This is a genomic window from Streptomyces sp. NPDC028305, from assembly GCF_055569495.1.
Window position 1 is genome coordinate 363,797 of the sequence record NZ_JBVHTN010000007.1, and the last position, 13,224, is coordinate 377,020.

General features: G+C 74.1%; 8 protein-coding genes. 3 read left to right on the top strand and 5 right to left on the bottom strand.

Annotated features, from left to right (window positions below; translation table 11 throughout):
- The first annotated feature begins 127 nt into the window (after positions 1–127).
- Together ACZ4WQ_RS31285 and ACZ4WQ_RS31290 are read left to right on the top strand one after the other, a co-directional pair.
- Positions 128–3,427, top strand: a complete 3,300-nt coding sequence (locus ACZ4WQ_RS31285; RefSeq protein WP_398373386.1) for a family 78 glycoside hydrolase catalytic domain — start codon at positions 128–130, stop codon at positions 3,425–3,427.
- A complete protein-coding gene (locus ACZ4WQ_RS31290; protein WP_398373388.1) occupies positions 3,424–6,369 on the top strand; it encodes a glycosyl hydrolase in 2,946 nt (981 codons plus the stop codon). Before ACZ4WQ_RS31285 ends, ACZ4WQ_RS31290 begins: the two co-directional genes overlap by 4 nt.
- A gap of 15 nt (positions 6,370–6,384) precedes the next feature.
- Here ACZ4WQ_RS31290 and ACZ4WQ_RS31295 read toward each other — a convergent pair whose 3' ends face one another.
- Positions 6,385–7,536 (bottom strand): PP2C family protein-serine/threonine phosphatase, encoded by a 1,152-nt coding sequence (locus ACZ4WQ_RS31295; RefSeq protein WP_311725450.1) that lies wholly within the window; start codon positions 7,534–7,536, stop codon positions 6,385–6,387.
- Positions 7,537–7,615: 79 nt separating this feature from the next.
- Here ACZ4WQ_RS31295 and ACZ4WQ_RS31300 point away from each other — a divergent pair, with 79 nt between their 5' ends.
- Complete coding sequence (locus tag ACZ4WQ_RS31300; RefSeq protein ID WP_385336849.1) at positions 7,616–8,404, top strand: Fpg/Nei family DNA glycosylase; 789 nt, start codon at positions 7,616–7,618, stop codon at positions 8,402–8,404.
- 43 nt (positions 8,405–8,447) lie between these two features.
- Here the strand turns inward: ACZ4WQ_RS31300 and ACZ4WQ_RS31305 are convergent, their stop codons facing one another.
- The 4 genes from ACZ4WQ_RS31305 to ACZ4WQ_RS31320 form a co-directional block, all read right to left on the bottom strand.
- Positions 8,448–10,277: a transglycosylase domain-containing protein gene (locus ACZ4WQ_RS31305; RefSeq protein ID WP_398373391.1), complete on the bottom strand. Its 1,830-nt coding sequence runs from the start codon at positions 10,275–10,277 to the stop codon at positions 8,448–8,450.
- A gap of 148 nt (positions 10,278–10,425) precedes the next feature.
- A complete protein-coding gene (locus tag ACZ4WQ_RS31310) occupies positions 10,426–11,706 on the bottom strand; it encodes a sensor histidine kinase (RefSeq protein WP_398373393.1) in 1,281 nt (426 codons plus the stop codon).
- A gap of 2 nt (positions 11,707–11,708) precedes the next feature.
- Positions 11,709–12,482, bottom strand: a complete 774-nt coding sequence (cseB, locus tag ACZ4WQ_RS31315) for a two-component system response regulator CseB (protein WP_385336858.1) — start codon at positions 12,480–12,482, stop codon at positions 11,709–11,711.
- A complete protein-coding gene (locus ACZ4WQ_RS31320) occupies positions 12,479–13,222 on the bottom strand; it encodes a hypothetical protein (protein WP_361194271.1) in 744 nt (247 codons plus the stop codon). Before ACZ4WQ_RS31320 ends, cseB begins: the two co-directional genes overlap by 4 nt.
- Between the last annotated feature and the right edge of the window lie 2 nt (positions 13,223–13,224).

The following is a 13,224-nucleotide window of genomic DNA, read 5'->3' on the forward strand; positions in this document are numbered from 1 at the left end:
GCGCCTGACCAGCGGCCCGGAGCCGCGGCCCCGGGCCGCGCCCGCTTCGCGCCCGTTTCGTGTTCCGGCGCGCCCGACTTCCGCCCGTATCCCTCCGGGCCCCCGACCACTCATTCGGAGATGCTCCATGGACAGACCCGTCCGACCTCCGCGGCCACCGCTGCGCCGCAGACGGCTCGCCCGGCTCGCGACCACCGCCGTCGCGGCCCTCGCCGCCCTGGCCACCACCGTGCCCTCGGCGGCCCCCGCCGACGCGAGTGGCGCGGGCCGTCCCAGCGCGCTGCGCACCGGGGCCCTGAGCCAAGCGCTCGGCATCGACGACACCACACCCGAGCTCAGCTGGCGGCCGTCCGTCACCGGCCGGGACACCGTGCAGCGCGCCTACCGCGTCCAGGCCGCCACCAGCGCGGCCCGGCTGGACGCCGGCCGCCCCGACCTGTGGGACTCGGGCGAGGTCCGCTCCGACGCGCCGCGCGCCACCTACGCGGGCGACCGGCTCGGCCCGCGCACCCGGGTGTACTGGCGGGTCAAGGTGTGGACCGGGGGCGGCGCGGGCCGGGCGTCCGGCTGGAGCGCGCCGTCCGTCTTCGAGACCGGGCTGACCTCCCCGGAGGACTGGTCCGCCCAGTGGATCGGCCACGCCGACTGGCAGCTGAGCGGCCGCCAGGTCACCCCCGTGGTCGTCGACCTGCCCAAGACCGACGCCCGCTATGTACGGCTCGACGTCACCCGGCTCGGACTGCCGCTCGCCGAAGGCGACTTCCCCCACCTCACCCGGCGGCTCCAACTGGCCGAGATCGAGGTGCGCGACTCGGCCGACCCCGAAGGCCCCGACCTCGCCAAAGGGGCGGCGGTCACCGCCTCCGAGAGCAACACCGTCCGCAAGACCTGGGAGCCGGCCCTCGCCGTGGACGGGCTCACCAACAGCGGCGCGCAGACCGCCGCCGGGTACGCGAGCAAGCCGCACCCCGACGCCGATGTCTCCGCCACGCCCATCACCCTCACCCTGGACCTGAAGCAGACCGCCCGCTTCGACCGGGTGCTGCTCTACCCGCGCGCCGACGTCCTCACCGCCGACGGCCGGGTGCCGGACTTCCCCGTCGACTACACCGTCTCCACCTCGGACGCGGCCACCGGCCCGTTCACCGAGTCCGCCCGCGTCACCGGGCAGACGCCGCCGAAGCCGTACCTCCCGGCCGGACTCCCGCTGTTCGCCAAGGACTTCACCGTCCCCCAGGGCATCCGCTCCGCCCGCCTCTACCTGACCGGCCTCGGGGTCTACGACGCGCGGATCAACGGCCGCCCGGTGGGAGACGCCGTACTGGAGCCCGCCAACACCGACTTCGCCGACCGCGTGCAGTACGCCACCTACGACGTGACCGAGCGGCTGCGGCGCGGCGCCAACACCATCGGCGTCGAGCTGGGCAACGGCATGGCCAACGTCGTGAGCACCGCCGACCGTTACCGCAAGCTCTACGGCAACCTCAGCGACCCCAAGCTGCTCGCCCAGCTGGAGATCACCCTCGCCGACGGCACCGTCCGGCGCATCGCCAGCGGTCCCGACTGGCGCACCACGCTCGGCGCCACCACCTCCTCCAACTGGTACGGGGGAGAGGACTACGACGCCCGCCGGGAGCTCCCGCGCTGGGACCGGCCCGGCGGGGACCGCACCGGCTGGCGCGCCGCCACCGTCGTCGCTGCACCCGGCACCGCCACCGACCCGGCCCAGGTCAGCGCCCGCGAGACCGAGCCGATCCGGGTGACCGAGACCCTTGAGGGCACCGAGGTCGCGAACTCCCCGGCCGGCAGCCGGGTGTTCGACCTCGGGCGCAACATCGCCGGATGGCCCGAGATCACCGTGCGCGCGCCCGAGGGCACCGCCGTGCGGGTCCACCCCGCCGAGAGCCTCAAGGACGGCCACGCCCACCAGTCCATCAGCAACGTCGGCGCGCCGCTGTGGGACAGCTACACCACGGCCGGCCGCGGGGCGGAGACCTGGCATCCGCGCTTCAGTTACCACGGCTTCCGCTATCTGGAGCTGAAAGGGCTGTCCGCCGGCGCCGAGGTGTCCGTACGCGGCCTGGTGCTGCGCACCGACAACGCCTCGGCGGGCGAGTTCACCAGCTCCGACGAGCTGCTGAACGGCATCCACGGGCTCATCAGGGGCGCCATCCGGAGCAACATGATGAGCGTGCTCACCGACTGCCCCAGCCGGGAGAAGCTCGGCTGGCTGGAGCAGGACCAACTGGTCTTCCCCGCCCTGGCCGCCAACTACGACATGCAGTCCCAGCTGCGCAAGATCGTGCGGGACATGGCCGACGCCCAGACCCCGGACGGCCTGATCCCCAGCACCGTGCCGGACTACACCCTGCTGCCCGGCTCCTACCGCAACGACGCCAACTGGGGCGGGGCGTTCGTCCTCGTCCCCTGGCAGCTCTACACGACCTACGGCGACCGGGAGACGCTGCGCGCCTACTACCCGAGGATGAAGCGGTACGCGGCCTTCCTCGCCCAGCAGGTCAGCGACGGCATCCTCGACTACGGCCTGGGCGACTGGATCACCCCGGACCGCACCTTCCCGCGCGCCGTCGCGGGCACCTACGGCTACTGGCGGGTCGTCGACGCCCTCGGCCGGATCGCCGGCGTGCTCGGCGAGCGCGAGGACGCCGCCGCGTACCGGGAGAAGGCCGACGCCTCGGTCGCCGCCCTGTCCGCGAAGTACTACGACGCCGCGACCGGCACCTTCGGCGGTGGCGGACACGGCGCGGAGGCGCTCGCGCTGGACATGGGCGCCGTCCCCGACGGCGAGCGGCAGCGGCTGTTCGACCACTTCGTGCACAGCGTCGAGCAGGCCGGTGACCACCTCGTGCTCGGCGAGATCTCGCTGCCCGCCGCCTTCCGGGTGCTGTCCGCCGCCGGGCGCGACGACGTGGTCTACCGGATCGCCACCCGCACCGACAGCCCGAGCTACGGCTACCAGGTGGTGCACGGCAACACCACGCTCGGCGAGACCTGGGACGGCGGCTCCGGCCAGTCCCAGAACCACTTCATGCTCGGCTCGGTCGACTCCTGGTTCACCGGCTCCCTCGCCGGGATCCGGCAGACCGACGACTCGATCGGCTACCGCAAGCTGCTCTTCGCACCCGCCGTCGTCGGCGACCTGACCCAGGTGGCCGCCTCGTACACCACCCCGTACGGCCCCGCCCGCAGCGCCTGGCGGCGCGACGGCTCCGCGTACCGGCTGACCGTGACGGTGCCCGCCGGGACCACCGCCGAGGTGCGGGTGCCCGTCACCTCCGGGGCCGTGGGGGCGCCGGACGGGGCGCGTCCGCTGCGTACCGAGGACGGCGCGCGGGTGTACGCCGTCGCCTCCGGGACCTGGACCTTCACCTCCGTCTACGAGCCGCCGACCGGGAGTGACGCATGAGAGACGACAGAGGTGGCCCGCGCCGCCGGGCGCTGCTCGGCCTGGGCGCGGCGGCCGGCGCGGCCGCGGTGCTCCCGGCAGCCGCGACACCCGCCGCGGCGCGCGGCAAGGCCCCGCGGCCCGGCTTCGCCGCCGCGTTCGCCTCGCCGGGCCGCGCGGTGCGGCCCAAGTTCCGCTGGTGGTGGCCGGACGGCCTGGTGGACCCGGCCGAGATCGCCCGGGAGGTCGACCAGATCGCCGACGCCGGGTTCGGCGGGGTGGAGGTCGCGGCCGTCACCCACAGCCTGAGCGAGCCGATCGACGCCGAGCGCTACGGCTGGGGGACCGCGGCCTGGGCCGCCGGTCTCGAGAGCGCCCTGCGCCAGGCCGACCGGCGCGGCCTCACCGTGGATGTGACCATCGGCCCGGCCTGGCCCGCCGCAGTGCCCACCATCACCCCGGACAGCGACGCGGCGGCCCACGAGCTGGCCCACGGCCTGAACACCTTCCAAGGTTCCTACGCGGGCCCGGTGCCGCCGCCGGTGGTGCCTGCGGCCGAGGGCGCCACCGCCCGGCGGCTGCTGTGGGTGCAGGCGGCCCGTATCGGCGCGGCCGCCGCGGCCCCGGCGCCGCTGCAACTGGACCGGGACTCGGTGACCGACCTGACCGCGCTGGTCCGCGACGGGGCGCTCCAGTGGACCGCGCCCGACGACGGACAGTGGGCGGTGATCTCGTACTGGGAGCGCGGCTCGGGCCAGCGGCCCGAGGGCCCGGCCCACACCTCCCCGCTCGCCTATGTCGTCGACCACTTCAACGCCGCCGGCACCCGCGCGGTCACCGACTTCTGGGAGCGCCGCATCCTCACCCGCCGGGTCCGGGAGCTGCTGCGCCGGGCCGGGGGCGCGCTGTTCGAGGACTCCCTGGAGATCGAGACCGACGCCACCTTGTGGACCCCCGGCCTCGCGGAGGAGTTCGAGCGGCGGATCGGTCACCCCCTGCTGCCGTATCTGGCCGCGGTGATCGAGAAGGACGAGAAGTATGTCTTCGCCTTCGACGCCGCCACCAACAAGGCGGTGCGCCGCGACTACATGCAGGTCATCACCGATCTGTATCTGGAACACCACCTGCTGCCGCTGCGCGACTGGGCCCACTCGTTGGGCCTCGCCCTGCGCGTCCAGCCCTACGGCCTGGAGACCGACGCGATCCACAGCGCCTCGCTCCTGGACATCCCCGAAGGCGAGTCGCTGGGCTTCAAGAACCTCGACGACTTCCGCTGTCTGGCGGGCGGCCGGGACATGGGCGGCGGGCGGGTGCTGTCCAACGAGGCGGGCGCCACGGCGGGCGGCGCGTACGCCACCACCTGGGACGCCACCCTGCGCAAGCTGGTCACCCAGTACTGCGCGGGCGTCAACCAGGCGGTGCTCCACGGCTTCGGCTACGCGACCGCGCCCGGCGCCGCCTGGCCGGGCTTCGCCGCCTTCTCCCCGTACCACGGCGGCCCCGGATACGGCGAGGCATGGGGGCCGCGCACCCCGGCCTGGCGCCATGTGTCCGACGTGGCCGGATACCTGGGCCGGATCCAGGGCGTGCTCCAGACCGGCAGCCACCGCGTGGACGTGGCCGTGCTGCGCCAGAAGGGCTACGCGGGCTCCGGGCTCGGCGCGCCCTGGTTCACCGCGGACGGGGTGCCACTCGGCTGGACGCACACCTTCCTCAGCCCGCGCTCGCTCGGCCTGCCGAGCGCCGTGGTACGGGGCGGGCGGCTGGCGCCCGACGGGCCCGCCTTCAAGGTCCTGGTGCTGGAGGGCGACGTCATGATCGGGCGTGAGCGCACCCTGGAACTGGTGACCGCCCGCAAACTGATCGAGCTGGCCGAGGACGGCCTTCCGATGATCGTGGTGGGGGACTGGTCCGACGGGCATGTGCCCGGGCTGCCGCACGACGGCGACGACGACCGGTTGCGCGCCCTGATCACCCGGCTGTTCGCCGTCCCCGGGGTGCGCAATGTCGCCGACCGGCCCGACATCCCGGCGGCCCTGGCCGACCTGGGCCTTGGGCCCGAGGTGGCGTACGCGGCCCGCTCGCCGCTGCTGCACTGCCACCGGGCGGCGCGGGACGTGGCCTACCACTTCTTCGCCAACGGCTCGGCGACCGAGACGGTGGACCACGAGGTGGCCATCGCCGCGCCCTGGCCGAAGGCCACCCCGTACGCGCTGGACGCCTGGACCGGCGAGGTGGCGCCGGTCGCCGTCCACCGCCGCGACGGGGACCGGGTCACGCTGCGGATGGCCCTGGCGCCCGGGGCCACCGCCCTCGTCGCGCTCGCGCGCGGCGCCGGGCCGCTCCACGCGATCAGCACCGACGCCGAGTCGGCGCGGGTCACGGACGGTGTCCTGGAGGTGGTGGACACCCGCCCCGGCACCCGCGAGACCGTGGTGAGCGACGGCCGGAGGGCCGTCGCCCGCATCGGCGAGCTGCCCGCGCCGCTCACCCTGGACCGCTGGTCGCTGCGGGTGGCGGACTGGCGGCCGGGCCCCTCGCCCGACCGCCATGTCACGGTGGAACACCGGCTGGACCTGGACGCCCTCGCGGCCTGGCCGGACCTCCCCGGCCTTGAGGACGCGTCCGGCATCGGGCGCTACCGCGCCACGGTGCGGCTGGGGCGCGGCTGGACCGGCGCCAACGGCGCCCGGCTCGAGCTCGGCGAGGTCTTCGACACCTACCGGGTCACGGTCAACGGCACCGCGGTGGGCCCCGTGGACCAGGTGACCGGCGTGGTGGATCTGGGGGGCCTGCTGCGGCGCGGAGACAACACCATCGAGGTCGAGGTGGCCACCACGCTGCTCAACCGGCTGCGGACCGTCCGCCCCGCCGAGTTCGGCGCCGCGAAGCGGCAGCGCTACGGCCTGATCGGCCCGGTCCGCCTGGTCCCCTACGGCCGCGCGACACTGCCCACCGGCTGAGGTGACCCGCCGGCTCTAGGGCTCGCCGGGGGCGGGGGCCGTGACGGCTCGCTCGATCAGGATCATCGCCGCGTCGTCCGCCAGGTGCCCGTCCGCGTGCCGGACGAGCGCCTGGCGCAGCCGCTCCAGGTACTCCTCCGGGGTCGCGCCGTCGAGTTTCTCCAGGGTCTCCGGCAGTGGGAAGAACTCGTGGGAGCGGTTGCGCGCCTCCAGCACCCCGTCGGTGTGCAGCAGCATCCGCTCGCCCACGGCGAAGGGAAAGGTCTCGGTGCCGATGGGCGGCCCGGTGAGGAACTCCTCCAGGCCCAGCGGGGGCAGCGGACGGGTGGGGGAGAGGGTCCGTACGCAGCCGTCCTGGACGATCAGCGGCGGCGGATGGCCGCGGTTGATCACCTGGATCGTCGCGTCGTCCGGCACCTGAGCCAGCAGCACGGTGACGAACTGCTCGGCCTGCTCCTCCCAGTTCCGCGGGTCGGTGCGGTCCATCAGCGCGTACTCCCGCTGGAGCGCGGCCGCGCAGCGGTGCATGACCTCGGCCAGGTCCCGCTCGTAGTGCACCGCCTCGCGGAAGGCGCCCAGCACCGCCGCGGCCGACCGCACGGCCGCCAGCCCCTTGCCCCGTACGTCCCCGACGATCAGGCGCACCCCGAACCGGGTGGTCATCGCCTCGTAGAGATCGCCGCCGATCTGCGCACCCCGCTCGGCCGCCAGATACACGCTGGCGGCCATCACCATGCCCATCCGGGTGGGCAGCGGCCGCAGCACCACGTTCTGCGAGACCTCGGCGATGCGCCGCACCTGGGTCAGCTCCTGCGTCCTGCGGACCCGCACGGCGCTGCCCACCACGCTCGCGAGCGCCACCAGCAGCAGCGCGGCCATGTTGGCGTACACCTGCTGGGTGCCCCAGGCGTGGTTGGCGGTCGCGGTGGCCGAGCTCACCCCGAAGGCGAGCAGGGCCACCGCGCTGGTGCCGAGCGGCCCCATGGTCACCGCGGCCAGCGCCGGGGCAGGGGACAGCAGGGGGCCGGTGTATATGACATGCGCCGGTGAGAGCTCGATCGTGACCACCGCGACGAGGGCCACGAAGGGCAGGCACCGCGCAACCGCGAAGAGCCTACGGCTGTGACCGTAAGCTCCCCGGTCCGCTGAAGAGCGGAGGAATCGCATAACCTGCTACTTTAATCGGATTACGGACTATTCCGGAGTTAACGTGCTGTAAAGGCCGCGAATCGTGGGGTGTGGCGCTATGCCCGAGCTACCCGATGTGGAGGGTTACCGGCGGGTGCTGGCCTCCTGCGCGGAGGGCCGCCGGGTGGAGCGGGTCGAGGTGAGCGACGCCGGCGTGCTGCGCGGGGTGACGCCTCAGCGGTTGCGGCGGGAGCTGACCGGCCACCGCTTCGGCGCTCCGGAGCGGCACGGCAAATGGCTGATCGCCCGTACCGACGGTCCCACCGTACTCCTGCACTTCGGGATGACCGGCGATCTGCTGTGCCGCCCGCACGACGAGCCGCCCCATCCGCACGACCGCGTCACCCTCGCCCTGGACGACGGCCATGACCTCCGCTACCGGGACCAGCGCAAGCTCCAGGGCCTGTGGCTGGCCGCCACCGAGGCCGACGTGGACCGGATCCTGGGCGACCAGGGCCCGGACGCGCTGTCCGTGAGCCGCGCCGAACTCGACCGGCTGCTGGCGGGGCGGCGCGGCCGGGTCAAGGCGACGCTGACCGACCAGTCCGTCGTCGCCGGGCTCGGCAATCTGCTCGGCGACGAGATCCTGTGGCGCGCGGGCATCCACCCGGCGCGGCCGACCGCCGGGCTGAGCGCCGAGGAGCGGGCCCGGCTGGAGCGCGAGATGCGCGGCGTGCTGCGGACGTCGGTGCGGGCGGGCCATGTGCCCACCGGCCCCTCCTGGCTCACCGGCCGCCGCGACGACCCCGACCCGCACTGCCCGCGCTGCGGCGGCCCGCTGCGCCGCACCCGGATGGCGGGGCGGACCACCGCCTGGTGCCCCCGCTGTCAGCCGGACGGATCATGAGGAATGGGTCATGACGAATGGGTCATGACGCGGCGGCGCGCCTTCAACTCCGCAGCGCCGGGACCCGCACCGTGGGGAAGGCCCCCTTCAGATCGAACCCGGACGCGGGCGCACCGCGCAGTGCCTCCCGCGTATAGGCGCTCCAGATCTTCGCGAGGACGTCGGTCCCGGTGTCCTTCAGCCGGATCTGCTTCCGGCTCTTCGCGTCCTCACCGAAGAAGGCGACCGTCGTGACCAGGTCGGGGGTGTAGCCGACGTACCAGGCCGACTTCTTGTCGTCGGCGGTGCCGGAGATGCCCGCGGCGGGCCGGGCGAGGTTGCGCGCCGCCAGCGGCCCTTCGCCGTTCTGCACGAGGTCGGAGGTGACGGAGTCGGCGGTCGCGCGGGTGACCGCCCGGTCGCCGATGGCTCGCGGCGGCCCGGCCGTCTCGTCACCGCGCCGCGCGGACTTCACGATGACCGGCGTGACGCGCTCGCCGTGGCGGTCGAACGTGGCGTAGGCACCGGCCATCCGCAGTGGACTCACGCCCGCCAGGCCCAGCGACACCGTCAGCGGGTCCGTGAGGCCGGTGGTGTCCGGGGGCATGCCGAGGGCCACCGCGATGTCCTTCACCTCCGCCCGGCCGTTGTTCCGCCCCTGTTTGTTCTCCAGCGCGGTGGCGGTCACGACCGGCAGGAAGACGGGCCCCACCTGGTAGTCGGCGCGGGCGGCGTTGCTGAGGTAGTGCTTGGTGTAGTCCCGGCCGCCGTACAGCGCCAGCAGCCGGCCGCTCCCGGGGTCCACCGAGACCGCCGCGCCCTGTGTGTCCTTGTCGCGCAGCGCCGGCTTCATCGTGCGCTCCAGGGCGCGCTGCTTGTCCGGGTCGATGTTGAGGGTGATCGTCCAGCCGCCCGCGGCCAGCTCCTGCTCGCTGACCCCGGCCGCGATGAGTTCGTTCCGCGCGGCGTCCACCAGGTAGCCGGCCTGCCCGCTCAGGCCCCGGGCGGGCTGGGGGGCGACCGGTTCGGGGAAGCGCAGGGTCTGCCGCTCGCCCGCGTTCAGCCAGCCCATCTCGACCATGTTGTCCAGGACGTAGTTCCAGCGCCGGGTCACCAGCCGCTTCGCCGCGGGGGTCGCGACCGCCCAGTCGTACTGGCTGGGGGCCTGCACCAGTGCCGCGAGATAGGCGCCCTGGGCGACGGTCAGGTCCTCGACGTCCTTGTCGTAGTACGCCCTGGCCGCGGCCTGGACGCCATAGGCCACCCGCCCGAAGTAGCTGGTGTTCAGATAGCCCGCGAGGATGTCGTCCTTGGAGTTCCGCTGGTCCACCTTGAGGGAGATGATCAGCTCCTTCACCTTGCGGGTGACGGTCTGCTCCTGGCTCAGGTAGTAGTTCTTGACGTACTGCTGGGTGATGGTCGAGCCGCCCTGGGTGCCCTTCCCGGTCACGGTGTTGACCAGGCCGCGGGCGACGCCCATCGGATCGATGCCCGGGTCGTCGTAGAAGGTCTTGTTCTCGGCCGCGACGAACGCGTGCTGCACGTGCTTCGGCACCCTGCTCAGGGGCACCGACTCGCGGTTGATGTCGCCCGTGCGGGCCAGGACCGTTCCGTCGCTGTACGTGTAGACATTGCTCTCGGCCTTCGCCAGGGCGTTGGCCTTGGGGATGTCGATGAGGTAGTAGAGGACCGCGAAGGTCCCGACCAGCAGCGCGCACAGCGCGATCACGTAGGCCAGCAGCCTGCGCCAGGTGAAGAAGCGCCGCAGCCCGGTCGGTTTCTCCCGCTTCCGCTGCTTCCCCCGTCTGGGCCTCCTTCTCGTCCCTCCAGGGGCCCCGGCCGTCTCCTCGCGGGCCGCCGCACCGTCCGGCTCGCGCCGAGTAGGTAACGCCATACGCGGACCTGTCATACCGGGAGCACCTCCGTCGAGCCCCGCGAGATATTCGCGGGCGGGGCCATCCTCGGCAGCGAAGATCTTGAAAACCGCAAAGCCCGGTAACGGCCCCGGCTCGGCCGGGCCTCGAATCCCGCTCGACGATGTATCAGCCGTGTATCGGTGCCGCCGCCGCTTCGACCGGCGCCGCTTCGGGGCCCTCGGGGAGCCGCAGCGTGGCCACCGCCCCGCCGTCCGGCGCGTTGGAGAACGCCAGCGCGGCGCCGATGACCTCCGCCTGACCCAGCGCGATGGTCAGCCCCAGGCCGTGGCCCCGGCCGCGCTCCCGCGCGCCGGTGCGGAACCGCTGCGGGCCGTCCCGCAGCAGATCGTCCGGGTAGCCGGGGCCGTGGTCGCGCACGGTCACGGTCCTGCGGTCCGGGTCCACCGTCACCTCGACCGGGGAGCGGCCGTGGCGATGGGCGTTGACGACCAGATTGGCCACGATCCGCTCCATCCGCCGGGGGTCCGTCCACACCGTCGGTCCGTCCCCGGCGCCCTCCTCCGCCCCCGGGCCGGTGCCCAGCCGTACGTCCAGCGCGGTGCGGGCGACGGCCTCGGCCACCAGGGCCCCGAGGGGGCAGGGGGACGGATCGGCCCGCTCCGCGCCCGCGTCCAGCCGGGAGATCTCCAGCAGGTCCTCGACCAGTGTGCTCAGCACCCGCACCCGGTCCCGCACATACCCGGCGGCCTCGCCCGGCGGCAGCAGTTCGGCCGCGGTCACCAGACCCATCAGCGGGGTGCGCAGCTCGTGGGCCACATCGGCGGTGAACCGCTGCTCGCGGAGCAGCCGTTCCTGGAGCGCGGCCGCCATCGAGTCCACGGCCCCCGAGATCTCGGCGATCTCGTCGTGCGGGCGGGCGGTGGCCGCGATACGGGCGTCCAGGTCACCGGCGGCGATCCGGCGCGCGGTCGCCGCGGCGGTGCGCAGCCGCCGGCTCATCCGCCCGGCGGTCACCACCCCCAGCGGCAGCACCACGGCGGTGGCCATCAGGCCGGCCAGCACGATGTTGGTGTCGAGCGCGCTGATGTCGCGCATGGAGGTGCCCAGGTCCACCCGGACCGAAAGGATCTGGCCGTCGGCGGGTCTGGCGGCCCACATCGTGGGCCCACCGGCCCCGGTGGTGAACTCGGTGCCCTGGTGTCCCTTGCGCACCAGGCCGCGCAGCCCGCCGGGAAGTCCGGGCGCGTCCAGGGCGGCTCCGGAACCCTCGACGTCGCCCGTGCGGGCATAGATGGCGGCGGCCCGCTCCAGCGTGGTGCGGGCGGCGTCCCGCGCCTGCGACAGCTCGCGCTCCTGTGAAGCGCGGTGCACCAGCACGCCGACCGCCGCGGCGACCGCACAGGCGGCCGCCGCCACCAGGGCGGCTATCCGCCATCTCAGCGCCATCGTCAGCGCCGCAGCTTGTAGCCGAAGCCGCGGACCGTCTCGATCCGCTCCGCGCCTATCTTGGCCCGCAGCCGCTGGACATGGAGGTCGACCACGCGGGTGTCCCCGTGCCAGGCGTGGTCCCACACCCGGCTGAGCAGCGTCCGGCGTTCCAGCACCACGCCGGGCGACGCGGCGAACTCCAGCAGCATCCGCAGCTCGGTCGGCGTCAGGGCCACGAGCCGGCCGGCGCGGCGCACCTCCATCCCGCGGGGATCGATGGTCAGGTCGCCGAAGGCGAGCGTCCGCGGCTCCTCCTCGGCCGTCTCCCCCTCCGGCCCGCCGGGCGCGCTCCGCCGTACGGGGGCGAACGAGGCGCGGCGCAGCAGGGAGCGGATACGGGCCACCAGCACCGCGCTCTCGACCGGCTTCACCACGTAGTCGTCGGCCCCCGCCTCGAGACCGGAGACCACGTCCAGGGCGTCGCCGCGGGCGGACATCATCAGGATCGGGGCCAGGCTCAGCTCGCGGACCCGGCGGCACAGCCCGATGCCGTCCAGTTCGGGCAGCATGACGTCCAGCAGCAGCAGATCGGGCTGCCGCTCGCGGAACAGCTCGAGGCCGGTGAGGCCGTCCCCGGCGGTGGACACGGTGAAGCCGTAGCGCTCCAGGAGCATGCGCACCGTGTTGCGGATCACCTCGTCGTCCTCCACGAGCAGGAGGTGGGCCTCGGTGGTGGGGCCGGGCGCCGCGGGGCCCGGCCCGGCGGCCGCGGGCGGGGGGAAGGCGGAGGTCATGGCGTCCTCCTCGGCGGGGCGGTCTCGGCCGGCACGGCGCCGGGGCCGGTCTCCGCGACTTCCGGGGCGGCGGGGACGGGAACCCCGGCATCCGGGGCGGTGGAGGCGCCGCGCGGGGTGACCGCGGCCAGGACATCGCCGTTCCAGCGGTAACGCGCGGTCAGCCGGCCGTCGTCGCCGGTCGACGTGATGACCAGGTCACGGCCGTACGTCTCGCCGGTGACGCCCAGCTGGCCCCAGTAGATCAGCACCGGTCTGATGGTCCGGCCCTCCGCCGAGTACACCTGGACCAGCGTCCGCTGGAACTTCGGAAGGTCGACCGCGGTCACCAGCTCGTCCCGGCCGTCGCCGGTCAGATCGCGCAGGACCGGCTTGCGCAGCGGGCAGTCGGCACGCGGACACGCGGCCAGTGCGCTCTGCACCACCTTCGGCACATTCGGGTCCTTGTCCAGCAGCCGCTTCGGGGACACCCTCGCCAGCCCGCCGGCGGGCGCGGACACGCCGTCGACGGGCAGATAGCGGACGAAGCGGGGGGCCTGCCCCTCATGTTCGGGCGTCGGCGGCGGAGTGAAGTCCGGCCACAGCGGCACGGCGCTGGTGGGCGCGGACAGCCGGGGAGCGGCGCCGTCGTCCCGGGCACCGGTCCCGGACGCGCAGCCCGCGAGCCCCACGGCCGCGCCGGCGGCGGCGAGCGCGGGCAGCAGGAGCCGCGTCCGCCGCTGGGAGACTGAGGAGTGCATAG